24 protein-coding genes and 3 pseudogenes are annotated in these 24,958 nt (G+C 44.9%); 12 read left to right on the forward strand and 15 right to left on the reverse strand.

Annotation, left to right across the window (positions count from 1 at the left end):
* Positions 1-248 precede the first annotated feature (248 nt).
* From LP107_RS10165 to LP107_RS14610, 8 genes and pseudogenes are all read left to right on the forward strand, one after another.
* Positions 249-1,586, forward strand: a complete 1,338-nt coding sequence (locus LP107_RS10165; RefSeq protein WP_112741944.1) for a short-chain fatty acid transporter — start codon at positions 249-251, stop codon at positions 1,584-1,586.
* Positions 1,587-1,614: 28 nt separating this feature from the next.
* Positions 1,615-2,789: pseudogene (locus LP107_RS10170) on the forward strand (thiolase family protein).
* Between the two features lie 104 nt (positions 2,790-2,893).
* A complete protein-coding gene (locus tag LP107_RS10175) occupies positions 2,894-4,276 on the forward strand; it encodes a GntP family permease (protein WP_112741943.1) in 1,383 nt (460 codons plus the stop codon).
* Positions 4,277-4,298: 22 nt separating this feature from the next.
* Positions 4,299-5,087: a 3-hydroxybutyrate dehydrogenase gene (locus LP107_RS10180; protein ID WP_112741942.1), complete on the forward strand. Its 789-nt coding sequence runs from the start codon at positions 4,299-4,301 to the stop codon at positions 5,085-5,087.
* 31 nt (positions 5,088-5,118) lie between these two features.
* On the forward strand, positions 5,119-5,820 hold the full coding sequence (locus tag LP107_RS10185) for a CoA transferase subunit A (protein ID WP_112741941.1): 702 nt from the start codon (positions 5,119-5,121) through the stop codon (positions 5,818-5,820).
* Between the two features lie 9 nt (positions 5,821-5,829).
* On the forward strand, positions 5,830-6,462 hold the full coding sequence (locus LP107_RS10190) for a 3-oxoacid CoA-transferase subunit B (RefSeq protein WP_112741940.1): 633 nt from the start codon (positions 5,830-5,832) through the stop codon (positions 6,460-6,462).
* A gap of 134 nt (positions 6,463-6,596) precedes the next feature.
* Positions 6,597-6,935, forward strand: a complete 339-nt coding sequence (locus tag LP107_RS14605; protein ID WP_476737692.1) for an IS1/IS1595 family N-terminal zinc-binding domain-containing protein — start codon at positions 6,597-6,599, stop codon at positions 6,933-6,935.
* A pseudogene (locus LP107_RS14610) lies at positions 6,916-7,158 on the forward strand (IS1 family transposase); the annotation flags it as partial. The gene LP107_RS14605 and the pseudogene LP107_RS14610, both read left to right, overlap by 20 nt.
* A gap of 52 nt (positions 7,159-7,210) precedes the next feature.
* On the opposite strand, the gene bamB reads toward LP107_RS14610, so the two are convergent.
* The 9 genes from bamB to rlmN all read right to left on the reverse strand — a co-directional run bounded on the left by bamB (position 7,211) and on the right by rlmN (position 17,038).
* On the reverse strand, positions 7,211-8,389 hold the full coding sequence (gene bamB / locus LP107_RS10200; protein WP_112741939.1) for an outer membrane protein assembly factor BamB: 1,179 nt from the start codon (positions 8,387-8,389) through the stop codon (positions 7,211-7,213).
* 282 nt (positions 8,390-8,671) lie between these two features.
* Complete coding sequence (locus LP107_RS10205) at positions 8,672-9,475, reverse strand: YfgM family protein (protein WP_078273320.1); 804 nt, start codon at positions 9,473-9,475, stop codon at positions 8,672-8,674.
* Between the two features lie 86 nt (positions 9,476-9,561).
* Complete coding sequence (hisS, locus tag LP107_RS10210) at positions 9,562-10,839, reverse strand: histidine--tRNA ligase (RefSeq protein WP_078273321.1); 1,278 nt, start codon at positions 10,837-10,839, stop codon at positions 9,562-9,564.
* 203 nt (positions 10,840-11,042) lie between these two features.
* Complete coding sequence (locus LP107_RS10215) at positions 11,043-11,879, reverse strand: substrate-binding periplasmic protein (protein ID WP_078273322.1); 837 nt, start codon at positions 11,877-11,879, stop codon at positions 11,043-11,045.
* Between the two features lie 182 nt (positions 11,880-12,061).
* Positions 12,062-12,733 carry a YceI family protein gene (locus LP107_RS10220; RefSeq protein ID WP_078273323.1) on the reverse strand — a complete coding sequence of 224 codons (672 nt, stop codon included), beginning with the start codon at positions 12,731-12,733 and terminating at the stop codon, positions 12,062-12,064.
* 135 nt (positions 12,734-12,868) lie between these two features.
* Entirely contained in the window at positions 12,869-13,987 is a 1,119-nt protein-coding gene (gene ispG / locus LP107_RS10225) for a flavodoxin-dependent (E)-4-hydroxy-3-methylbut-2-enyl-diphosphate synthase (RefSeq protein WP_078273324.1), read from the reverse strand.
* Positions 13,988-13,997: 10 nt separating this feature from the next.
* Positions 13,998-14,807, reverse strand: a complete 810-nt coding sequence (locus LP107_RS10230; RefSeq protein WP_115369456.1) for a helix-turn-helix domain-containing protein — start codon at positions 14,805-14,807, stop codon at positions 13,998-14,000.
* Complete coding sequence (pilW, locus tag LP107_RS10235) at positions 14,804-15,631, reverse strand: type IV pilus biogenesis/stability protein PilW (RefSeq protein ID WP_115369455.1); 828 nt, start codon at positions 15,629-15,631, stop codon at positions 14,804-14,806. Before pilW ends, LP107_RS10230 begins: the two co-directional genes overlap by 4 nt.
* 219 nt (positions 15,632-15,850) lie before the next feature.
* A complete protein-coding gene (rlmN, locus tag LP107_RS10240) occupies positions 15,851-17,038 on the reverse strand; it encodes a dual-specificity RNA methyltransferase RlmN (protein ID WP_078273327.1) in 1,188 nt (395 codons plus the stop codon).
* 133 nt (positions 17,039-17,171) lie between these two features.
* On the opposite strand from rlmN, the gene LP107_RS10245 reads away from it, so the two are divergent.
* Both LP107_RS10245 and LP107_RS10250 read left to right on the forward strand, forming a co-directional pair.
* Positions 17,172-18,167, forward strand: a complete 996-nt coding sequence (locus LP107_RS10245) for an adenosine kinase (RefSeq protein ID WP_078273328.1) — start codon at positions 17,172-17,174, stop codon at positions 18,165-18,167.
* A 64-nt stretch (positions 18,168-18,231) separates the two neighbouring features.
* Positions 18,232-18,846: a histidine phosphatase family protein gene (locus LP107_RS10250; protein ID WP_264676145.1), complete on the forward strand. Its 615-nt coding sequence runs from the start codon at positions 18,232-18,234 to the stop codon at positions 18,844-18,846.
* Positions 18,847-18,925: 79 nt separating this feature from the next.
* Here the strand turns inward: LP107_RS10250 and LP107_RS10255 are convergent, their stop codons facing one another.
* Both LP107_RS10255 and argC read right to left on the reverse strand, forming a co-directional pair.
* Complete coding sequence (locus LP107_RS10255; RefSeq protein WP_115369452.1) at positions 18,926-19,138, reverse strand: heavy-metal-associated domain-containing protein; 213 nt, start codon at positions 19,136-19,138, stop codon at positions 18,926-18,928.
* Between the two features lie 111 nt (positions 19,139-19,249).
* On the reverse strand, positions 19,250-20,332 hold the full coding sequence (argC, locus tag LP107_RS10260) for an N-acetyl-gamma-glutamyl-phosphate reductase (protein ID WP_264676144.1): 1,083 nt from the start codon (positions 20,330-20,332) through the stop codon (positions 19,250-19,252).
* A 170-nt stretch (positions 20,333-20,502) separates the two neighbouring features.
* Here argC and LP107_RS10265 point away from each other — a divergent pair, with 170 nt between their 5' ends.
* Complete coding sequence (locus tag LP107_RS10265) at positions 20,503-21,330, forward strand: RnfABCDGE type electron transport complex subunit B (protein ID WP_112741937.1); 828 nt, start codon at positions 20,503-20,505, stop codon at positions 21,328-21,330.
* Between the two features lie 19 nt (positions 21,331-21,349).
* Positions 21,350-22,645: a DUF2868 domain-containing protein gene (locus LP107_RS10270; RefSeq protein ID WP_112741936.1), complete on the forward strand. Its 1,296-nt coding sequence runs from the start codon at positions 21,350-21,352 to the stop codon at positions 22,643-22,645.
* 110 nt (positions 22,646-22,755) lie between these two features.
* Here the strand turns inward: LP107_RS10270 and LP107_RS10275 are convergent, their stop codons facing one another.
* The 4 genes and pseudogenes from LP107_RS10275 to LP107_RS14500 all read right to left on the reverse strand — a co-directional run bounded on the left by LP107_RS10275 (position 22,756) and on the right by LP107_RS14500 (position 24,955).
* Positions 22,756-23,193, reverse strand: a complete 438-nt coding sequence (locus tag LP107_RS10275) for a 2-amino-4-hydroxy-6-hydroxymethyldihydropteridine diphosphokinase (protein WP_078273333.1) — start codon at positions 23,191-23,193, stop codon at positions 22,756-22,758.
* Positions 23,194-23,208: 15 nt separating this feature from the next.
* Entirely contained in the window at positions 23,209-23,568 is a 360-nt protein-coding gene (gene folB, locus LP107_RS10280) for a dihydroneopterin aldolase (protein ID WP_112741935.1), read from the reverse strand.
* Between the two features lie 105 nt (positions 23,569-23,673).
* Positions 23,674-24,565 (reverse strand): annotated as a pseudogene (gene rarD / locus LP107_RS10285) (EamA family transporter RarD).
* 6 nt (positions 24,566-24,571) lie between these two features.
* Complete coding sequence (locus LP107_RS14500; protein ID WP_162860360.1) at positions 24,572-24,955, reverse strand: type II toxin-antitoxin system VapC family toxin; 384 nt, start codon at positions 24,953-24,955, stop codon at positions 24,572-24,574.
* Positions 24,956-24,958: the final 3 nt, after the last annotated feature.

A 24,958-nucleotide genomic window follows, 5' to 3' on the forward strand; every position in this document is an offset into this window, starting at 1 on the left:
GCAATGGTTAGAATGTTTTTAAGTGGGTGTAGCAGGTTTTTGTTTTGACGCCTTGGGTCATGAACCTATGATAAATAGTCAATGGGGTTTGTGAGCATAAAGAATGTCCTTTTTGCTCACATTTTAATGATTTATTGTGGGTTTGTCGATGGTTGTAGTGCGATTGCTCTGTTAAATAAAACCACTTGCATGACAATAAAAAATGATTTAAGATATAAAAAATAACAGGCGTTTAACAAGGAATGTTTATGTTTGCCACTCTTACTAACCTTAGCGTACAACTGGTCAATCGCCACCTACCATCCCCCTTTGTCTTTTCTGTGGTCTTGACATTCATTGCCTTTATTGCAGGGATTGTTTTGACGGGTCAATCCCCTTTGGCGTTGGCTCATCATTGGGGCAATGGCTTGTGGTCGCTTCATAGCTTTGCCATGCAAATGGCACTGATTTTGGTAACGGGCTATGCCTTTGCCAACGCCCCTATTTTTCAAAAGCTATTGGATAAGCTGGCAAGTAAAGTTCATCGACCTATAACAGCGATTGTGGTTGTGACGCTTGTAGCGATGATTGGTTGTTTGTTAAATTGGGGTTTTGGACTGGTGATTGGGGCAGTATTTGCCAAAGCCCTTGCCAAACGAGTGCGAGGCGTGGATTATCCGCTGCTTGTGGCTTCTGCTTATTCGGGCTTTTTGGTGTGGCATGGTGGGTTATCAGGTTCTGTGCCACTCACATTAAGCACAGGGGGCGAGACACTTGCCAAATTATCTGGTGGTACATTGAGTGATGTCGTGCCGATTTCTGCAACCATTTTTTCATCTTATAATTTCATCATTGCAGGGCTGATTTTGTTCATTGTGCCGATATTAAATGCACTCATGCACCCAAAAAATCCAACGCTTGTCAATCCAGAACTGATAAAAGATAAGCCGTTAATTTTACCGCCAAATGACACGCCCGCCCAAAAACTAGACGATAGCCGTCTGATGATGATGCTATTGATGATGTTAGCAATGGGGTATTTTGCCGTAGAATTTAGCAAAAGCATGAATTTTGGCTTAAATATCGTCATTGGATTGTTTTTATTCATTGGGCTACTTGCTCATGGTACGCTAGAACGCTATTATCGTGCCGTCAATGACGGTATTAGCGGTATTACAGGCATTGTGCTGTTGTTTCCTTTTTATGGGGGAATCATGGGCGTGGTTACAGGGGCGAATTCGGACGGCATATCCATTGGCACGCAAGTTACCAATTTCTTTTTAAATCATGCGTCAAGCGACACTTTTCCCATATTGGCATTTTTAAGCGCAGGTATTGTCAATGTTTTTGTGCCGTCAGGGGGTGGTCAGTTTGCGGTACAAGGTCCTATCATGATGCCAGCAGGTCTTGCCCTTGGGGTTAAGCCTGAGGTTACCGCCATGGCGATTGCTTGGGGTGATGCATGGACGAACATGATACAGCCGTTTTGGGCGTTGCCATTGTTGGGTATTGCAGGGCTTGACGCGAGGGCGATTATGGGCTATTGTCTTATGGTACTTATCGCATCAGGATTGATTATAGCAGGTGGGTTTTATTTTCTAGTTTAATTTTTTGACAAACAAATAAGGAGTTTTTATGTCAAATCCGGTCATCATCTCAGCCTCTCGCACACCCATGGGGGCGTTCCAAGGGGCATTTGCCAGTCTATCATCGCCACAGCTTGGGGCGGTTGCCATTCGTTCGGTGTTGGATAAAGCAGGAGTATCCGATGATAAGATAGATGAGGTTATCATGGGGTGCGTACTGTCAGCAGGCGTGGGTCAAGCCCCTGCTCGTCAAGCCATGCGACTTGCCAACATGCCTGACAGTGTCGGGGCGACTATGATAAACAAAGTCTGTGGCTCGGGACTCATGTCTGTCATGACCGCGTGCAACGCCATCAAGGCAGGCGACAAATCTGCCGTCATCGCAGGAGGTATGGATTCCATGACCAATGCGCCGTATGTCCTACCTAAGGCTCGTGGGGGCTTTCACATGGGGCATGGCGAGATTCGTGATTTGATGTTTTTTGACGGTTTACAAGATGCCGAATCAGGCAAGCTCATGGGCGTATATGCTCAAGAAATGGCGGACAAAAAGGGCTATACTCGCACCCAAATGGACGATTTTGCCATTTCATCGCTAAAAAAAGCCATGAGCGCCATTGACAACGGTTATTTTAAAGACGAAATTTGCCCTATCACCGTCAGCACTCGCAAGGGCGATGTCGTGGTGGATACGGACGAACAGCCTGCCAATGCCAACATTGACAAAATCCCAACCCTAAAACCTGCCTTTGCCAAAGAAGGCACAATCACCCCGCCAACGCAAGCTCTATCTCGGACGGAGCATCTGCCGTACTGGTGACAAGCGATGAGTTCGCCAAAGCCAATAATTTGCCTGTACTGGCTCGGATAGTCGCCCACGCAAGCCATGCCCAACACCCAAGCGAATTTACCATTACTCCTGTCGGTGCGGTGCAAACAGTGCTTGATAAAGCAGGGTGGACGGCAAAAGATGTGGACGTATGGGAGATTAACGAAGCCTTTGCCATGGTAACCTTATCTGCCATTGATGCTTTTGAATTGGATGCTGATAAGGTTAATATTCATGGTGGTGCGTGTGCCTTAGGACATCCTTTGGGGTCATCGGGGGCAAGGATTTTGGTAACGCTCATTCACGCCCTAAAACGAGTGGGCGGTAAAAAAGGCGTTGCCAGTTTGTGTATTGGTGGCGGTGAGGCGGTGGCTATGGCGATTGAGTTGCCTTGATTTTTGATTTTCAAGGACTGTACAGGGTTAATTTAGTGGGTTTTTAATCAATGTTTTATGATGTTTATGAAACTCACAAAAACATCACCTTCATGGAATGATTTATCATGAGTATTCTGGCTATTATTATCTCTCTTGTGCTTTTAATGTACTTTGCTTATCGAGGTTGGTCTGTATTAATATTAGCTCCAATCATGGCAGCATTGGCGGTTATTCTATCCGGGGATGGCACTTTGCTTTTGCCTGCCTACACTGAAACATTCATGAAGGCGCTAGGCGGATATTTATTAAAATTTTTCCCCGTATTTCTATTAGGAGCGTTATTTGGACAGCTCATGGCGGATTCTGGTGCAGCTACGACTATTGCCAATACTATTACCGAAAAATTAGGTGCTAGCAGGGCAATTTTGGTGGTAGTTTTGGTTTGTGGCATCTTAACCTATGGCGGTGTGTCACTTTTTGTGGTTGCTTTCTCTATTTATCCCATTTCAAAAGCTCTATTTAGGCAAGCAGACATACCTAAACGCTTAATACCTGCCAGTATTGCTCTTGGTTCGTTTACCTTTACCATGACCGCTTTACCTGGCACGCCTGCTATTCAAAATGCCATCCCTATTCCGTATTATCAGACAAATGCCTTTGCCGCACCTATTTTGGGATTAATTGGTGCTTGTATCATGTTTGTATTGGGAACTTGGTGGTTGCAAAGCCGTGCCAACTTAGCCAAAAAAACAGGAGAAGGCTATGGCAACCATATAGATGATGACACCAAACTTTTAAGTTCCAACATGTCATTTGTGTTGGCGGCAATTCCACTCATTTTAGTGATTACCATCAATGCTTTACTGACTTATGGCGTGTTTCCCAACATGGATTTCGGGGCGATTACTACCAAATTCCCCGAACTTGAAATCAAAGCCAATCTTGGCTTATGGTCCATCATCATCGCTCTATTAACATCATGCTCTGTACTTATTTTATTAAATTTAAGACACTTCAAGAAGCTACAAGAATCAGTTAATAAAGGCGTCTATGGCTCCATGTTACCTATTTTTAATACCGCATCAGAAGTCGGTTATGGAGCAGTCATTGCCACGATGGCGGGATTTGCCATCATTCGGGATAACATTCTTAACATTTCACCAAACAACCCTTTGGTTTCTGAAGCGGTTGCCATGAGTGTTTTGGCAGGCATTACAGGCTCATCATCAGGTGGGCTAAGCATCGCCCTACAAACGCTCGGCGAAGATTACCTGAGACTTGCCATTGAGCATAACATAGATCCAGAGTTGCTACATAGAGTTGCTGTCATGGCGGCAGGCGGTCTAGATACCCTACCACATTCTGGTGCGGTCATTACATTGTTTGCCATTTGTCACCTAACACACAAGCAATCTTATGTAAATCTTGCTGTTGTTACCATAGCTATTCCAATTCTAGCAACCATATGTGTTATTATGCTGGGCACATTCTTTGGTTCTTTTTAAATCATGACACAAAGGAGTATGAATGATAAATCATAACCTAAAACACAAAACCGCTTTTATTACAGGAGCAGGTGGTGGTATTGGAAGGCAAATTGCACTTGAATTTGCAAAAGCAGGGGCAACGATTGGTGTGGCTGACATAAACTTAGACCACGCCCATGGTGTTTGCGATGAAATAAAAACCTTAGGTGGTCAAGCAAAAGCCATATTGCTGGATGTCACACAAGAAAATCAGGTAAATCAAACCATTGATGATTTTGTGGCAGAATATGGGGCTTTGGATACTTTAATATCCAATGCAGGCATTCAAATCATCAATCCCATTGATAAACTTGCTTATAATGATTGGAAAAAAATGCTTGCCATACATTTGGATGGTGCTTTTTTGACCACAAAAGCCGCCCTAAAACATATGTATGCAAAAAACTCTGGCACTGTCATTTATATGGGTTCGGTGCATTCTCACGAAGCATCAGCGTTAAAATCCCCTTACGTTACCGCCAAACATGGACTTTTGGGATTATGCCGCACGCTTGCCAAAGAAGGAGCAAAACATAATGTCCGCTCTCATGTTATCTGTCCTGGTTTTGTCAAAACACCATTGGTAGAAAAACAAATCCCTGAACAGGCTCGTGAAAAAGGCATTAGTGAAGAAGAGGTGGTAAAAAATATCATGTTAGGCTCTACTGTGGATGGTGAATTTACTACCACTGATGATGTGGCAGCTCTGGCATTATTTTTGGCAAGTTTTCCAACCAATGTATTTACAGGACAGTCCTTTATTGCCAGTCATGGCTGGTCAATGAAATAAATCAACTATACTCTTAACCTTAGGAGTCATCATGACAAAAGTATATGACAACGCCCAAGCCGCTCTGGCTGATATTGTAAAAGATGGTCAAACCATTGCCGTGGGTGGCTTTGGGCTGTGCGGCATCCCCGAAGCCCTGATCGCTGCCCTGAGAGACACAGGCGTAAAAAACCTAACCTGTATCAGTAATAACGCAGGCGTGGATGATTTTGGGCTTGGGCTACTTCTAAAAAGTCGCCAAATCAAAAAAATGATAGCGTCCTATGTGGGCGAAAACAAGGAATTTGAACGTCAATTTTTATCAGGCGAGCTTGAAGTGGAGCTTACCCCGCAAGGCACGCTTGCCGAAAAACTTCGGGCAGGCGGTGCGGGCATTCCTGCATTTTTTACCAAAACAGGCGTGGGGACACAGGTTGCCGAAGGTAAAGAAGTTCGTGAATTTGATGGCAATGAGTACATCATGGAACGCTCACTTGTCGCTGATGTGTCGCTTGTCAAAGCATATAAAGCGGACAAAATGGGCAATCTCATTTTTAGAAAAACTGCCCGCAACTTCAATCCCGATGTCGCCACCGCAGGTAAAATCACGGTCGTGGAAGTCGAAGAGCTTGTGGAGATAGGCGAGATTGACCCTGACGAGATTCATCTGTCAGGCATTTATGTACATCGTATCGTGGTCAATGCCACGCCCGAAAAACGCATTGAACAACGCACCATTAGACAACAATCATAGGGGGAACTCATGGCTTGGACAAGAGAGCAAATGGCACAGCGTGCCAGTTTGGAATTACAAGACGGTTATTATGTGAATTTGGGCATTGGTTTGCCAACATTGGTTGCCAACTACATTCCAGATGGCATGACGGTCATGCTTCAATCAGAAAATGGACTTTTGGGCATTGGGGCGTTCCCCACCGAGAGCCAGATTGATGCTGACCTGATAAACGCAGGCAAGCAAACGGTAACTACCCAAAAGGGAGCGAGCTTTTTTAGCTCATCGCAATCCTTTGGCATGATACGGGGTGGTAAGGTCAATCTTGCCATTTTGGGAGCGATGGAAGTGTCCGAAAAGGGCGATTTGGCAAATTGGATGATACCAAACAAAATGGTCAAGGGCATGGGCGGAGCGATGGATTTGGTCGCAGGTGTCCAGCGTGTTATTGTGCTTATGGAGCAGGTCAATAAACATGGTGAGCCAAAGATTCTATACGAGTGCCAACTGCCCTTGACGGGCAAAGGCGTGGTCAATCGTATCATCACCGAACTTGGGGTGTATGACGTTACCGATAAGGGGCTGGTGCTGGCAGAGCTGGCGGACGGCGTGACATTTGAAGATGTGCAAAGGGTGACGCCTGTTACGGTACATCAAGCCTAACAACAAACAGGCAAATAACAAATAAAGGGGTGATATTCTCATCCCTTTTGGTTGGCATTTTGGTAGCAATCCAAAAAGTATGCTATAACAAAAACTAAAAAGACAACTTGCACAAAAGTTGGTAATTTACGGTTATGAAGACACAAATTACCATTACTTGCACAAGTTGCCTGTCGGTTAGTATAAAGAAAAATGGCATAGAAAGCTATGGCAAACAGAGCTATTTTTGCAAAGATTGTCATAGACAGTTTGTTCATCATTTACAGCTTACTGACAAAGGTTATCAATCTCACATAGATGGCAAAATACGCTTAATGTCAGCTTGTGGTTGTCGTATTGCTGACATTGTGATACTTGAACAAGTCAGTAAGGGTAAAGTATTTAGCGTGCTTGCAAACAGTAATCACCAAATCAAACCAAGACAAAAGCATTACAATACCTTAAAGATAGATGAGTTTAGGTATGAGTTTTAACAAAATTGCTTGTGATGATTGGGACAGCTTTCTTGTTGCTTTTAAGCACTCTATCAAACAAGTGGGCAAACGCTTTACCGTTGGTATTGAAGGCAACAACACAAGGCTTAGAGCCTTTGTTAGGCGAGCATTTAGAAAAACGTGTTGTTTCTCTAAAAACCTAACCAATCATCTTAAAGCATTTGACTTGGTGTTTCATTATATCAACCATGGGTGGGTGTAGCATACTTTTTGGGCCAGGGCCGGCATTTTTATATTTGTTATTTTTTACACCATTAAAACTGCCACACCGCAACCACGCCTTCACTGCTTTGGGTATATAAGCGGTTTTCTATCACTTGCAAACTGGTTAGCTGTCCTTTGGTATTTGTACGACTAATGATTCTGCCTGTGTTATCAAAAACATGCACCACACCGTCCAAATCGCCCACCGCCACATGACTGCCAATGACGACAGGATTGGTCAGACGGCGGTATTTGAGTTCATTATTCTCCCACAAAACATCGCCTGTCATCGCATTAAAGGCAACCACATCGCCATGGATGCTTGTACCAATGAGCTGACTACCCAGTAGGGCAGGAGATTTGGTACTGGCAAGCTCGCTAACAAATAGGGTACGTCCTGCACTCATGTCAAACCCAGTCAGCTGTCCGCTATAACTTGGCACATACAGATATTGACCTGCCACCAATGGCGTGCCATCGACATCGCTCATGCGGTAGACTTGACTGCCACCGACCGCACGCCCTACCCGACGTGTCCACAGCGGTGTGCCTGCCTGTGGGTTGATGGCATGAATACGTCCATCTGCCGTGCCAAATAATGCCGTGTTAGCATCTAGACTGATGGGTGTTGCCGCACCACGCACGCTGACGGCAGGGTTTTGGGTGCTAAACTGCCACACTTGACTGCCATCACTGGCATTTAAGGCATAAATCATGCCGTCGTTGGCAGAGACCATCACGCGACCACTGCCGATGAGAGCAGGAGCAAGTGATGAGCTGGGCAAGCCTCGCTCCCACACCACACTTCCTGTCGCTCCATCTAATGCCACTACCTTGCCCGAGCGAGTGCCAACTACCACAAGCCTACCATTGGTTGCCACGCCACTACTGATGACATCGCCAACATTTACCGACCATGCCTGAGCATTGCCAGCAAAGGCACTGACCACGCCCGTGCGACTGGCAGCGATGAGTGCACCATCCACAAAAGCCACTTGCAAGTCTGCCACGTCTTTTTTATTGACATTGGCACCTTTAAAACGCCCGCCTGCTTGGGGCAATGAAAAACTGGCAACTTTATTTAAAACCGCTACTTCATTATCAATCTTGACCAGTTTGGCAGGTTTGCTCTCAGGGGTTTTACTGCGACCAAAACGGTCGCAACCTGTGGCAATCAGTGCCAATACCGCCACACTTGCCACAGCCAAAGGTTTGGTGATGTGTTTCATACGAATCCTTATTTGATTTCTGTATTTGGTTTAGATTTGATTGTGGTTGATATACACCCAAACAACTTGATATTTACCACGGGTTTGTAGGGGTGTGCTGAGCACACCCTTTGATAACATTACCGCACAAGGCGTGCACAGCACGCCCCTACATCCAAACATCATTGTGTTTGCAGTAATTTTAAAGTCTCTTGGGTGTATCAGTTAAAACGTATTAATTTTAGCAAAGTTCTGTTTAGGATGAGTTGATAAATGGTGTGTTTGTATTGCCACTTTGTGTCATCACTCGCCGCCACCCTGTACTGTCTCATTCTCATTTGACAGTATATCATTTGCACCCACTGTTTGGGCATTGGCACTTGTCACGTCCGCATCATCTTGGACTGGCGTTGCCACTACTTGATGTTTGGGCGTGATGGGCGTTGGGGTCATGCCCAGTGCTTGCATTTTTAGGCTAAGCAGTGAGCGACTCTCGCCACGCTCAGTCAGTCCATCCCACGCCAGCTGATAGGCTTGCTTGGCATTCTCATTGTCATTTTTTAAGACATAAATGTCGCCCAGTAGTTCTTGCTTTGAACTCTCGAACGCCTTAGGAAACTCACCATTGACCACCGTCAAAGCCTCATCAGCATTACCCGCCGCCAATAGCGACTGCCCCAGTCTTAGCTGAGTGATTGCATTCAGCCCCTCATCATCCAAGTTTATCTGACTTGCCTGTTTTAGGGTTGTCGCCGCCTCAGTGTGCTGACCATTATCCGACTGATGGCGTGCTTTTATCATGAGAGCCTGCCATGCATAAGCGGTCTTGCCGTGGTTCGCCACCAATTTATCAATATCAGCAAACAAAGCCTGTTGATCCCTGCCTAATGCTTCTTTATCGGCTTGATGGACAAACGCATCATTTTTCTCGGTAATTAGCGTATAGCTATCAGCTGCCACCGTATCCACTTTGGCGTAGTTTTTTTGATAAAAATCCCAGCCAAAATACCCTGCCAATACCAAAATCACCGCCCACACGATTTTATTGCCGTGCTGTTTTAGGGCAGACATGGCTTGTTTGTCATTCACTACTAATTCATCGCTCATCTGCTAACTCTTAAAAATACTTCTAATGTTAAATTTGGTTTTATCAATGATTTAAAAACCGTTAAACTTTTATAACACCAACAATCTTACTCAAAATCAAAATCCGTCATCGCACGACTTGTCTGCTCCCCTGTCGCCATATTTTTGACAGACACGGTTTGATTGGCAACTTCATCATCACCAATAATCACGGTAAATTTTGCCCCCGACTTGTCCGCCTTTTTCATTTGTGATTTTAGGCTGGTGGCGGACGCCATTTTGACACGCATATTTGGGCGGTATGTGCGTAGCTCATTGGCGTATAGCACGGCATTCATATACACACTCTCGCTTGCCACGACAAACACATCACAGTCGGCAGTATCGGCAATCGGATTGACAGTTTCCATGAGTAACATCAAGCGTTCAAGCCCCATGGCAAAGCCCACCGCAGGCTCGCTCTGCTCAGGCTTGCCCTTGACAATGCCAAGAAGCCCGTCATAACGCCCACCACCGCACACAGTCGCCTGTGAGCCTAATTTGTCCGTTACCCATTCAAAGACGGTTTTGTTATAGTAGTCAAGCCCACGCACGAGCTTTTCGTTAATCTCAAAATCAATGCCAAGCGTGTGCAGGTAGTTTTGCACCTGCTCAAAATGCAAACGACTCTCATCGCCCAAAAAGTCGGACAACTTCGGAGCCCCAAGCAAAATCGCCTGAGTCTGCTCGTCCTTACTGTCAAGCACTCGCAAGGGATTGGTGCTGACACGGCGTTGGCTGTCGTCATCTAGCCCGTCAAAATGAGCGGTCAGATACTCCACCAATGCCGTCTTATAAGCGATACGCTCATGAGCCTCACCCAGCGTGTTGAGTTGCAGCGTTACATGGTCAAAAATCCCAAGGCGTTTCCACATCATCGCCGTCATCGCAATCAGCTCGGCATCAGCGTCAGGCAGGGGCGAGCCAATGCTTTCCACCCCAAGCTGAGTAAACTGGCGATAACGTCCCTTTTGCGGACGCTCGTAGCGGAACATCGCCCCCATGTACCACAGTTTTGGCGTGTCGCCACGTGTCAGATTATGCTGCACCACCGCACGCACGCACCCTGCTGTCCCCTCTGGGCGGAGCGTAAATGACTTTTCATTCTCGTCTTTGCCTGTATTTTGGTTGCCATGCACCACGCCAAACATCTCTTTTTCGACAATATCGGTCGCCTCGCCCACGCCACGGGCGAACAGGTCGGTCTCCTCCACCATAGGCAGGCGGATTTGGCTAAACCCATAACCGTCTAGCACTTGGGTCAAAACACTCTCCACCGCTCGCCATTTGGCGGTGTCGGTTGGCAAAATGTCATTAAAGCCACGAATGGCGGTAAGTTCACTCATGTTTTTTCCTAAGTCAGTTTTATCAAAAAGATACAGCTAGCAAAATTAAATTTTACTACACAAACCATACACCCTAAGCTTATCAAAAATTCGGTTTCTTCTATGGTTTTACAAGCTCGCCATGAATAGAAAGCGTAGCACTTTTTCATTTTGCAGAGAGTAGCTCAATTTAGATTAACATCATTTTTGTTATTAGTTAAAAACTAAAACCACTTTTTAAATATCTTTTGATAAGTGCCATCACTTTTCATATCTAAAATGTGCTTATTTATGTCATTCATCATGTCCACATTTTCTTTGTTTATCAAAAATCCATAAGATTCTTGCGGATAGTCATAATCAATGGAAAAATACAAAGGGTCTTTTTTTGTTGAATATTTTGAATAAAAATAAGGTATGACAACAGAATTGCCAATTGCAATCTGAGCATCATCTCTTAAAAGAGTCTGTACAGAAATCCAATCACTGACTGTATAGTCTATGTTAGCATCGTCATAATTATTTTCATAATCTTTGACAATTGCAAATGTGGTTTGCATTGAATCTTCTTTAACAGCTGTTGAATTTTTCCCAATATCCTCCAATTTCTTTATTTTTGGATTTTTACTTAGCAAAGTTATCGGATAAACATCCAAATAAGAGTTGGTCATATTATATTTTTGAATTCGTTGCTCACTAATCTCAATACCTGCGATAATATCTATCTCTTTATTATTCATGCGATTGAAAAGGTCATCTCTTGGCTGATATTCATATTGAAAATTATAATCAGAACGTTTATCTATTTCTTTTAAAATATCGTACTCAAAACCCTGAATATCTCCCTTTTCGTCAATAAAAATAACTGGCGCATTGCCAGTTGAAGACGACATAAGACCAACTTTAACATCAAAAGATGATTTTTGAGTGGTACTAACATTACTATTAATACCTGATTGTTTATTTTCATCATTCTTTAATGAATTGTCAGAATTTGAGCAAGCAAACATTAATAAAGAACATGATAAAACTGTCATGAATGATAAAATATTTTTTTTCATAAAATAAATTCCAAGAAGTAAAAGCCATTAAATACACAAACACAAATACGAGATAAGCATTTACAAATCATCTTTATGATTGATTTGCGTTATTATCTTGGGTGCTATTAAGGCGTAAGATTTTATATCAATATAGCCAATTAAATGCAAAGTCATTTTATGTATGATTTGATAAATATCATTTAAGGTTTCTTAAATATGCCTTGAAATTTGACTGGCACCAAATAACCAATGCTCTTTAAATTCATTACCTCTGTTAAGCTATTTAAGCCTTGCATCATTTCAAGTTCTAGCAGATTTAAGTGAATAGGCTCCTGTGTCATCACATTTATTGTATTATTATCCAACTTTATGATTTTAAGAGACGCCTCGGTTTGTATTGTCTTACCATGAAAAGAAATGGTCAGTGGTTGCACTTTACTTACTTCTTTATGAACACCAAGAGTATTTATCCAGTCATAATCTATTTGAGATTGAATCTCCACTTTTGGAAATCTCTCTGTCTCAAAAAGCCATTCTTTAATTCTTTGGTTTCTGATAGAGATGTCAGTTTCAACACTGTCAAGCTCTATCTCCATTTTTAGGTTACCTTGCTTATCCAAATAGCCAAAATAGGTATTAAAAACACCCTCCTCAACAATATCATTGTCATTCTTATCAGTCTTTGTGCTATAAAACCTAATGTCTGCCTCATCTAAAATCCAAGAGGATAGTTCATTTGACTTTTCTGCCATTTGGACACCATGCGGGGGGTTACTCTCCACAGCAGGCTGTTCAGCAAAATTTTCTTCTTTGGCACAACCATACATACCAAATGATAGGATAAGAAGACCCAAAACAAAAGTATGTTTCATCACATTACCTCATATAAAAACATAAAATTAAAAAAAATAATCTATTAAAGTCGGCAAGAGCATTTATGTATCGGAGAATACCCATCATTAACAAATGCAAAATGCAAGCATGCGTTAAAATACCAAATGACAATTTTATTGAGCCACTCTAATAATCTCATTGGCTCGCTTGTCCGCCAACTCTTTGGCTTTTTCACGTACCATTTGTTCTATTTCATCCACCAGATTTTTGGTATCAATCAAATGGCTTTTTTGTCCCATTTTATACACGAGCGAATTGGGGCTTGCCCCCACCACGCCAATGGTCGCCTCTTTGGCCTCCCCCGGTCCATTGACCTTACAGCCGATGACGGACAAATCAAGCGGTTCTCTGATGTCTTCTAGGCGAGATTCTAACTCGTTCATGACCTTAATCACGTCAAATTCTTGACGGCTACAGGACGGACAAGCGATAAAGTTTACGCCATTGGAGCGAATGTTTAGCGATTTTAAAATATCAAAACCGATTTTAATCTCCTCCTCAGGCGGACTTGCCAAGGATATTCGCATGGTGTCGCCAATGCCGTCAAGCAAAAGCCCACCTAGTGCAATGGCGGATTTGACCGTGCCTGTACGATACACACCAGCCTCGGTAACGCCCAAATGCAACGGGCAATCCACCTCTGCCGAGATAAGCCGATAAGCATCTAGGGTTAAAAAAACGTTAGACGCCTTGACTGAGATTTTGTAGTCTTGAAAGTTTAGTTTTTCTAAAATATCAATATGACGTAATGCCGACTCTAACATGGCTTGCCCTGTCGGTTCGCCATATTTTTTTTGTAAATCTTTTTCAAGCGAACCTGCATTGACACCGATGCGAATAGGCACGTTATGGTGGCGAGCACAAGCCACCACTTCACGCACCTTTTGGTCATTGCCGATATTACCAGGGTTGATACGCAAGCAGTCCGCCCCTGCGTCCGCCACCGCTAGGGCGATTTTGTAATCAAAATGAATGTCAGCGATGAGCGGAATGTTTACCTGTTTTTTGATTTGGGCAAATGCCTCCACGGACTCCATCGTGGGCGTGGATACTCGCATCAAGTCCGCCCCTGCGTCCACACAGCGTTGTATCTGGACGACTGTGGCATCAACATCGCAAGTGTTGGTGTTGGTCATGCTCTGTACGCTGATGGGAGCGTTGCCACCGATGGCGACATTGCCAACCATGATTTGGCGAGTGGGACGGCGTTTGATGGGGCTGTGATGGCTCATGATGACCCGCTTATTGTAGGGTTAGGGTGGCTTTGCCGTTTTGGGTATGCTCGCCCAGGCGAATGGGGCGTTGGTTGAAGTTTAAATCCACCTGAGCAGGATTGTCAATCTCAACGGTAAAGGGTGTTTCGCCCTTTAACTGATAACCGCCACGAGACTGCAAGCCCTGCATGAGTACGTTATCATTTTTGTCGGTGATTTTGATATTCACATCACCCTTTGACCAAATATCAATCACGCCTTGTCCTGCCACAGCTTGGGTAGTAGGCTCGCCATCATTTGTACCTAGGTTTAATGCCGAACCCGATGCCCCGACTGCCGCTCCTTGGGCTTGTTCGCTCGGGCTTAGCACTTGTGTTTGGGTCGTTGGACTGGTCTCATCTGATTTGCCCACTGCACTAGATATGATTTTTAATAGCACAAACCCAAAAATCACCAAAGCAATCACCCCTGCAATGAGCCATGGGTTAAACCGCATGCCCCCACGCCCACGCTCAATGGTACCCATGGGTGCCAGTGGTGCTTTGATGTCCTCAACACGCTTGGTGCGTTTGCTCTCAGGATAGATGCTTTCAAACTCTCGGGCAAACTCATCGGAATCAAGTTCCAAAAACTTAGCATAGTTTACCACAAAACCCCGAGCAAATGCAAATTGGGGCAGGGCATCAAAGTTTTCTTCTTCTATCGCCTGCACATGGCGTTTTAGAATGTTCAGCTCGCCTGCCACTACATCTAGTGAGTAACCCCGAGATGTTCTGGCACTTCTTAATTTACCGCCAAAACCTGTGTTTGATGTTGGTTTGTCGTTGGTTTGACTCACTTTAATGCTCCCGTTGAGTTATTTAGCCATTGTTTTAGTTTTTTTGCTTCATCGGACAGCGGATACTGCGACAAAAGCTGACTGGACAACCGCTGAATCTCTTGGCGATTGTTTTGTAAAATATTTAGACGAATGCCTTGGTATATCAGACGTGGTGGCATGGGCTGACCATGCATTTGGGATAAACTCTTTAAATCCTCAAAATACTCTTTGGCCTTTAGAGATTCACGTCTGTTGATGAGAATGTCAATCATCTCCATCTTTGCCACGACTGTACCACGCTCAGTTTCCATCGCCTTATTAAAGGCTGCTTCTGCCGCTGCTGGGTTATTCATTTTTAAATAAGTCAGCCCTAGATTTTCAAGAGCCCCTGCACGGTTACGGTAGCCGAGCGTGCCCCCTGCGATGTTAAACTGCTCTATCGCCTCTTGGTAACGCCCACGCTCTGACAGATACACGCCATAGTTGTTGCGTGCTTGGGTAAAATTTGGGTCTAGGCTAATCGCCTTTTTAAAATACCCATCGGCTTTGGCGACATTGCTAGGACTACCCTCTATCCTAAGCAGATTGCCCATCATGTCATAGGCGGGAGCATAACGGCTGTCCGCCTCTAACGCTTCATCAAGCTGTCTTTTGGCAGCATCAAGTTGTCTTTGAGCGATAAACTGTCCCGCCAGAGCAGTACGTGCTTGGGCAAGCTCAGACTTATCACGTTTACGTTGTGATGGGTCAGTGCCTTGATAAACCGTACTCGAACTTTGTGAGGTACTCTGACATCCTGCCAATAAGGCGGTCAATAGCACAGGAATGACTAAATATTTCATGACTTTACCATAATGACTATGATTTAAAATTAACCGTTTTGTCTTAACCTGAGTAGGGCATCAAATCCATACTGACAGCCCCAAAACTTACATACTTATTTGGCATTGAACAAATACAGCGGACAAATAATCGCCATTCTAACAATTATCAATAATTTTTGCCAATATTTTTGCCTTTTTCCTACCAAAATCTTGTCGTTTCATCGTATTTTTAAACCATCACGCTTTTTGGTCTTGGCGTTTTTGGATGCTCTCTTGCCATTTTTTGGCTCGCCGTGTTCTGTCCGCCACTTGTCCGACAAGCTGACCGCACGCCGCATCAATGTCATCGCCACGAGTTTGGCGGACGGTACACACAAAGCCTGCTTGATTTAGGATATTACTAAACGCATGAATGCGGTTGTTGCTAGACCGCCCATAAGGAGCGTGCGGAAAAGGATTAAAGGGAATTAGGTTGATTTTACTTGGCAAATCCGCCAGTAACGCCACCAATTCATGAGCGTGCTTATCGCTGTCGTTTACCCCATGTAGCATGACGTATTCAATGGTAACGTGCTTTTTGTGGCGGGGATTTTCATCATAGACGTAGGCTTTGGCGGCACGGATAAGCTCTGCCAACGGGTACTTTTTATTGATAGGCACAAGCTCGTTACGCAGTTCGTCATTAGGAGCGTGCAAACTGATGGCAAGAGCCACATCAATATCCTTGGCAAGGTCATACATTTTTGGCACGATACCAGACGTGGAGAGTGTAACACGGCGTTTGGATAAGCCAAAGGCATGGTCATCAAGCATCAGGCTCATGCTCGCCACGACAGGCTCGTAGTTTAACAGTGGCTCGCCCATGCCCATCATGACGACATTGGTAACACGGTTTTCACGCTCGGTCGGGGCAACGCCTTGCATATAGGACTGATTGGCAACCCACAACTGCCCGATAATCTCGCTGGCGGTCAAATCCCGCTCAAAGCCTTGTTTGCCCGTACTACAAAATGAGCAATCCAACGCACAGCCGACTTGGCTAGACACGCACAAGGTCTTACGCCCAAACTGCTTGCCGTCCTCAGCAGGGATGAGCACGGTCTCAACAAGCGAACCGCCCGCCACTTCAAACACCCATTTACGAGTGCCGTCCTCGCTAAACTGCTTGAATTTGACAGTCGGTGGCACCACGCACGCCACTTTGTCGAGCTTGGCTTGCAAGGCTTTGGATAAGTTAGTCATCTCAAAAAAGTCGGTAACGCCAAACTGATAAATCCATTTCATCACCTGCGTGGCACGAAACGCCTTTTCGCCCATATTCACAAAAAATTGGGAAAGCTCATCTTTTGACATGCCCAAAAGATTGGTTTTTTGGTCGGTGTTTGGCGTGTCGGGCGTGTGAATGACAGGAATTTTGGCGGTCATGGTGTTGTTTTATTTTAAAAAATTAACCGCTTATTATACAAAAAAAATCTGATAAAGTCATGAATTTAACGGGCAATTTTGGCAAATTTTGTTATAATGGCATTTTTCATTTTCTAAATCATAAGGAAACCCCATGTACCAACTTGTCGCCATTGGTAACGCCCTTCTTGATACCGAATTTAAACTTACCGATGAGATTTTGACCCAAACAGGACTCACCAAAGGCAACATGACCCTTGCCGACACGGACGAGCAGACCGCTTTATTTGACATTTTAAACACACACGGACTAACGCCTACCAAGCAAGCAGGGGGCGGTTCGGCAGGCAACACGGTGGCGTGTTTTTCGGCATTGGGTGGCACGTCCTTTTATAACTGCCGAGTGGGACATGACAAGCGTGGCGTGTTTTATCTATCCGACATGGCAAACATGGGCGTTACGATAGACGGCGGTAAAGCCGAAGTGGCAGGGGCGACAGGCACGTGTGCGGTGCTGGTTACTGATGACGGCGAGCGTACCATGCAGACCAATCTGGCGGTGAGTGGGCAGATTGACGAGACGAACGTGGATTTTGATGCACTGACTGGGGCAAAATACCTATACCTAGAAGGCTATCTTGCCATGACCCCATCCGTACAAGGTGCCATTAGCAAACTGTGTCAAACCGCCAAAGCACAAGGGGTCAAAATCGTGGTAAGTTTTGCTGACCCTGCGGTGGTTCGCTTTGCCAAAGACGGTGTGATGTCGTGGCTTTCTGACGGTGTGGACATGATTTTTTGCAACATGGACGAAGCCAAACTCTTTGCCAAGACAGATGATGACATTCAGGCGGTTCATGCCCTGCTAAATCACGCCAAAGTAGTTGTCATCACTAACGGAGCAAACCCCACTACCGTGGCAGACAAAGACAGCGTTCGCCTGTATAATGTCCCACCTGCGGACGTGGTGGATACCAACGGGGCAGGCGATAACTTTGCAGGGGCGTTCTTGTACGCCTTAGCACAAGGGGCGGATTATCAGGCGTGCCTGGCATTGGCAGGGGCGGTGGCAAGCCGTGTGGTAAGCCAGTTTGGAGCAAGACTACCCAAAGCGGAGTATGGCTTGATCAAAGAGACGGTTTTGGGGTAAATTTAAAATTTGATATAAATATAAAAGGCGGGCAAAGCTCGCCTTTTATAATAGGACAAACACCATGAAAAGTCTATATTTTATCCGCCATGGCGAAAGCCTTGCCAATGCTGGTGGCACGCCCCTGCCTAATGCCGATATTCCTCTAACTGAAAAAGGACACACCCAAGCCAAAGACCGCCTTGCCCATTGGCAACGGCTGGGCATACACCCAAGCCGTATTTATCATTCTGCCATGCTTCGCACACAGCAGACCGCCCTGCCCTTTTGTCAGTATTATGACATGCCCACAAGCACACTTGACCTGCTTGATGAGTTAAACGCCCTTGCCTTTGATGTCATCAAAGACATCTCGGTGGGTGCACGCCGTCTGATGAATGCCAACTGGTGGCAAACGGTGGAACCAGATGACAGACATGGCGTGGGGGCGGACAGCTTTGGCGGGTTTATGAAGCGAGTGGATACATTTATCGGTAGGATTGATGGGTTTGATGGGTTTGATGATAATACGCTGTTTTTTGGGCATGGGATTTGGCTTGGACTGCTTGCCTATCGGCTCATGAATCTGCCTGTGCGTAATAATGGCGACATCAGGCGATTTCGTGCTTTTCAAACCGCCATGCCCATGCATAACACCGTGCTGTATCGGCTAGATATGGCGGATAATGTCAAAATCTAGTATGGGTCGACTAACCTTAGCTTTTAACGCAAAAAGACTAACCCATAGGATTAGCCTTTTGTTTATGTCTATATTTATCTTAGGTCGTACTAAATCCTGCGTCCTCTACCGCACGAATCAGCTCAATCTTATCCACTTGGGTGTCGTCATATTCAATGACAGCTTGCTCTAACGGTAGATTGACTTCCACATTTTGCACGCCTGCGATGTCGTTAATGGCGTTATGCACGCTTTGCACACAGCCATCACAGGTCATGCCAAAGACTTTTAGGGTTAGGGTTTCAATTGCCATGATATACTCCTTTGCTAAATTAAATTGGTAAATTAAATTGGTAAATTAAATTGGTAAATTAAACCGCTAAAATCAAGTGGTGTGTTTTATGTTGGGATAAACACATATTTTTCAAGGCACAACCGCACAACCGCCAAACTCCACACCCAATCCGCACATCTCATCAAATCCGCACAGGATATTCATGTTTTGCACGGCTTGACCGCTCGCTCCTTTCACTAAATTATCTTGGACGACCAGCACAGTCAAGGCATCATCATCTTGATGAACGGCGATTTTTAGGCGGTTGGACGCTCGCACCGAACGGGTATCAGGGAGCACTCCTTTGGCAAGCACGTCCACAAACGGCTCGTTTTGATACGTTTTTTCAAAAATCTCTTGCCAATTTAACGCCTTACCGTCATCGGTTAGGGTCAGATGAATGGTACTAAACATACCCCGAATCATCGGTACAAGGTGAGGGACAAACCGCACTTTTTGGGTAAATTTAGACCCTAAGAACGCATGCACGCCTTGGCTTATCTCAGGGGTATGGCGATGACCTGCCACGCCATAGGCAGAGAAATTGTCGGATAATTCACTAAATAGCAGGTTCATCTTGGCATTACGTCCTGCCCCCGATACGCCTGATTTGGCATCAATGATAATGTTTGGCAAAATCAACGGTTTATCCGCACTGTTTTGGGTGTCTATCACAGGTTTTAACCCCAAAATGGCGGTGGTGGGATAGCAGCCGGGGTTAGCAATGACCTTGGCGGATTTAATTTTTTCACGGTGAATCTCAGGCAAGCCATACACCGCCTCCGCCAACACATCAAGGCAAGTGTGTTCTAATCCGTACCATTTGCCAAACTCGCCCAAATCCCGCAAACGAAAATCCGCCCCCAAATCAATGACCTTCACCCCTTGTGCGATAAGGCGTGGTGTGTGGCTCATGGCGACCCCATGTGGCGTAGCAAAAAACACAACATCGCACGCCTTGCCAATCTCGTCCATGAGGCTGTCCGTCATGTCGCTGTACACAACATCGCACGCACCAAGCAGGCTCGGGAAAATCTCACTCACCGCCCGTCCCTTTTCACTGCGAGAAGTCAAGTGGCTAATAGTGACATAGGGGTGGCGTGATAACAAGCGAATCAGCTCAACGCCTGTATAGCCTGTACCGCCGATGATGGCAACGTTAATTTTTGACACGGGTTTTCCTAAATAAAAATCATTGAATAAACCCTTGGATTATAAAGAATTTTACTCCTTTTGGCAAATAAAATCCACCATTTAACATCACGCCTGCCACACACCAATCACAAATTCGCACAACCTGCCAAAACTTGTTATAATACCCCTTTTATTCACAGCCTGTCGCCATGAATGACCGCTTAGCCTGCCTACCGATTTTATTTAACACCCTAGCCCTTGACCGCCTAACCCCCACCCAAAAAATCATCGTCCAGCAGATAGACGAACTTTTGCCCCAGACTCAGTGCGGTCTGTGCGGACACCCAGACGGCTGTCTGCCCTATGCGTATGGCGTGGCGGTGCGTGGCGAGTTGCATAACTTATGCGTGCCGGGCGGTCAAGCGGTAACGGACGCCATCGGCACGGTGCTTGCCGAGCATGGCGACCCACGCCCCACCCTGAGCGCCACTGCCAGCAAATGGGCAACCGACCCTGCCACCGACCGCCCCGTGGAGGTACGAGCCATCATCGATGAGAACGACTGTATCGGTTGCACCAAATGTATCCCTGCCTGCCCTGTGGACGCCATCATCGGCACCGCCAAGCACATGCACACCATCTTAACCGACCTATGCACAGGGTGCGAGCTGTGCCTACCGCCCTGCCCTGTGGACTGCATTCGCCTAGAAGTACACCCACGCACCATTACGGCAGAGGGGCGAGCGGACGAGCAGGCACATCTACGCACTCGCTATCATCGCCATCTTGACCGTGTCGCCCAAAGTATCACGGACGGCACCAAGCCTGTGGTTAGCTCGGTTGAGTCGGTCATGGCGAACGTCATGAGCGAGCCTAGTGGCACGCCCATGGACAAAGACACCGCCAAAAACGCCATTGAACTTGCCAAAATCCGCACCCAAATCAAAAAACTCACCAAACAGCTAAGCGTAAAAAACAGCCCTGCCATACAAGATGAACTTGACAATTTAACGCAGAAATTGCGAGAATTGGAGTAATAACCCCACGAGCCACGCCATGTCATTAGAAAATATCGGCCTAGAAAATCTGGGTAATGCCCATGAGATAGACCCTGCCACGCACAAACAGCTTGACCTAGTCAGACGCTTAGAGAAGTCAGGTTTTATCTTTGCCACCGACCCCAAAGTCGCCACCGACCTTGCTCGCTCATCAGACGGCACGCCCACCGATAAGCTCATCTATCGTGCCACGCTCATGGACAGTCAAGGCGACTTACAAACCGCCCTACACAAAGGCGATTTTTTGGTGAAGGGTGTCGGCAGGCTCTATGCAGGCATCTCGTTCGTGGCTGGGTTTGTGGGGGTGCTTGGACTGCTTAGCACGCACGTGGTTAATTTTTTCTATGTACTGCTTGGACTGCTCGGCTGGCATACGGTTACGCTTATTTTGTGGTTTGTGGGGCTAAACAACCCCAACCGCTATTCTGGTATTTATGGCATACTAGACCGACTTCGCCCCAAATCCGCCATAGAAAGTGAAGCCTTTGACATCCACCAAGAAGAATTTCAAAAAAACACCGCATGGCAAATCGGCAAAGTCATTCACAAGGCGTGGCTCTGTGGATTGGCAGGCAGTGTCCTTGCCCTGCTCATGCTGTTTTTGTTCAAAAGCTATGCCTTTATGTGGGAGTCCACGCTGTTATCCCAAAGCCATTTTGCCATAATTTTAAAGGGTTTGGGCTTTGTGCCGAGCCTGTTTGGTTTTGAGATGCCCAGCCAAATCAGCCTATCTCGGGGCGATGTGCCCCCTGCTCGCCTTGCCACACTCATGATGTTGTCCGTGGTGGTCTATGGCATGATACCCCGCCTGTGTGCTTACCTGCTGTGCCATTTTAATGCCCGTGAGCGTTTCGCCATTGACCCCAATTTATATTATTACGAAAACCTACTTCGCACCTTTAACCAAACCATTGTTGATAAAGACGATTTTGCCCCACGCACGCCAACACCCACCAAAACTGCCCTTAGTACTCACAAAAAAGTCGTGGCAACCTTAGAATGGGCAAACGATGACGAGCTATGGCACGGACTGAGCGATGATGTCAAAAACTTAGGGGCGGTTGATACCAAAGAAGACGTGCTGTATCTCACCCAAATCGCCAGCACCCTACACGCCCAAATTCTACTCGGCGTGGACTGCCGTATCCTGCCTGACAGGGGCGTGCTTCGCAAAGTGGATTTGATTCGCCAAAATAGTGATTATGGCGTGATTATCAAATTCTTACACAGTGGCGATTATGTCAATGAATGGCGAGACAAATTAAATGAGCGAAATGTTGAACAGATAAATTGATAAACTTTAATTTTAATTTAAAACGGTAACTGATTGATTATTAGCTAATTATTTTGAGTTGTAAGGGCGAATTGCAATTCGCCCTTGATAAATCAATTATTTACACAAAGTTAAGAATAAGGCTTCATTAATAAAAACGGGGCAATTTCAATCAGTCCCGTTTTTTCATGATTTTTAAAGGGCAAGCGTTTTTTAATAATACACCATTCATCATTTTCATAATACGCCAAAATATCCAAATCCATAGGCACTTTTAAAATAGCCACTTTTTTTAAACTGTCCTTTTTTAAATTATTCTGCTCTCGTCCGCATTGTGTTTCTATGTTTTTTAATACACCATTAAATTTATCATAATTCATCGGCTTGTATAACTTTATCATCATCACGGCATTATGATAAATCAGCTCTGTTTTGCCTGTAAAATCTTTACCAATGATTACAGACGACAAGTCCACATCGCCCCATGACTTTAATTCATCAAGGGCGATTTTAAAACTCATCTGGCTATCATGATTACTGCCTAAGGCGATGATATATTGGTGTATCATTTTTAATTAAAACACTTATGCAGATTTATGGCGAATGATTTTTACGCCCACGCTACCTGCTTGTTTTATGGCGTTCGGTTTATGAATGGTGAGCGTAATGGTTTGGCAAGGGTAATGGGCGAGCAGATAGGCACAAATCTCTTCGGCAAGTTTTTCCAATAACTTCGCCTGTATCTTGTGGCATAGCCGTTCTATGTCTTCGCACACCGTTTTGTAATTGATGGCATACGCCACATCATCGCTTTGGCTTGCTTGGGTCATGTCGCACACCATTTCACAATCTATCACCAGTGATTGTTTAATGGCTCGCTCCCAATCATAGACACCGATAAGGGTGTTAATCTTTAAACCTTGAATAAAAACAATGTCGTTCATTATCTGTCTCATTTATAAAATTGGTAGGGAAATTATATTTTCCAAATATCAACTATTAACATAGGGCAAATGTGATTTTTCCCTACAATCCCAAATTATATCAAATCAATGTTTTCTGTATTTTATCATATCCACACTCAATATAATAAGCCCAAGCCAAATTAGCCCAAATATCATTAGGCGTTTTAAATCAATCGGCTCATGATAGTAAAACACCGCAATCATAAAGACAATGCTTGGCGTTAAATAACCCAAAAAAAGATAAAGTATTAAAACTGAACAGTTTGGTTGATTGGTTATACAATAAAAGTGGCGATAAAGTAATTGGACCTGCCAAAGCCAGTAGCCAAATGTCATAAGATGCCCAAAATGCCAAATTTGAACTTGCCACATCAGCACCGACCAACCACATCAAGCACAAAGGCAACAGTAAAGCCGTCTCAATAAATAAACCGTCAATGGCATTAAAGGGCGTTTGGCGTTGCAATACTCCATCAAAGGCAAAGGACAACGCCAAAATCAAACTCGCCCACGGCACACCGCCAAACAGCACCACCTGAATGCCGACAGCAAGCACGGCAAGGGCGACAGCGATTTTTTGCAAAAGTCGCAAGCGTTCTTTAAAGATGACAAGCGACAGCCCCACGCCCATTAAAGGATTGATAAAATAGCCAAGGCTTGCTTCAAGCACCCTATCATTTGCCACCGCCCACACATAGGTTAGCCAGTTTGTGCCAATCAAGAGAGCCGACACAAAGGTTAGGCACAGCCATTTGGGATTTTGGCGAATTTGGGCAAGCCAAGCCGTCCGTTTGCCGATGATGACAACAAGGCTTAACACCACAAACGTCCACACCACCCGATGAACGATGACTTCAACAGCATGATAACCGTCCAACAGCTTAAAATAAAAGGGAAAATTACCCCACATTAAAAACGCCAAAAGAGCCGTCATTAGCCCTTTTGGGGTGGTGGTTATGGTAGGTTTATTGCTCATTTTTTATCAATCATTTGTTAAAAATCTTACGCCTTGATATTGAACGATTTTGTCATCATTGGTAATCAAGCACAAATCATCAATCATTGATTGAGCAATTAGCATTCTATCGAAAGGGTCTTTATGAATGATTGGTAAATTCTCCAAAATTTTGGTGTATTTGTGGTCAATACCCAATTCCAAAAACCCATTTTCAAGCAACCTTTGATATAATTTTACAGTATCAAATTTAAAACCGTCTTTTTTCAAATTGGTTTTTAAGGCAATTTCCCACAAATTAACCGTACTAAAATATATGGTATTTCCTGGATTTTCCAATATGTCAGCAACGGTTTTTGATAATTTGTTGGGTTCTCTGGCGAGCCAAATGACAATGTGCGTATCAAGCAAATA

Source organism: Moraxella bovis (assembly GCF_025985205.1).
Lineage (GTDB): Bacteria > Pseudomonadota > Gammaproteobacteria > Pseudomonadales > Moraxellaceae > Moraxella > Moraxella bovis.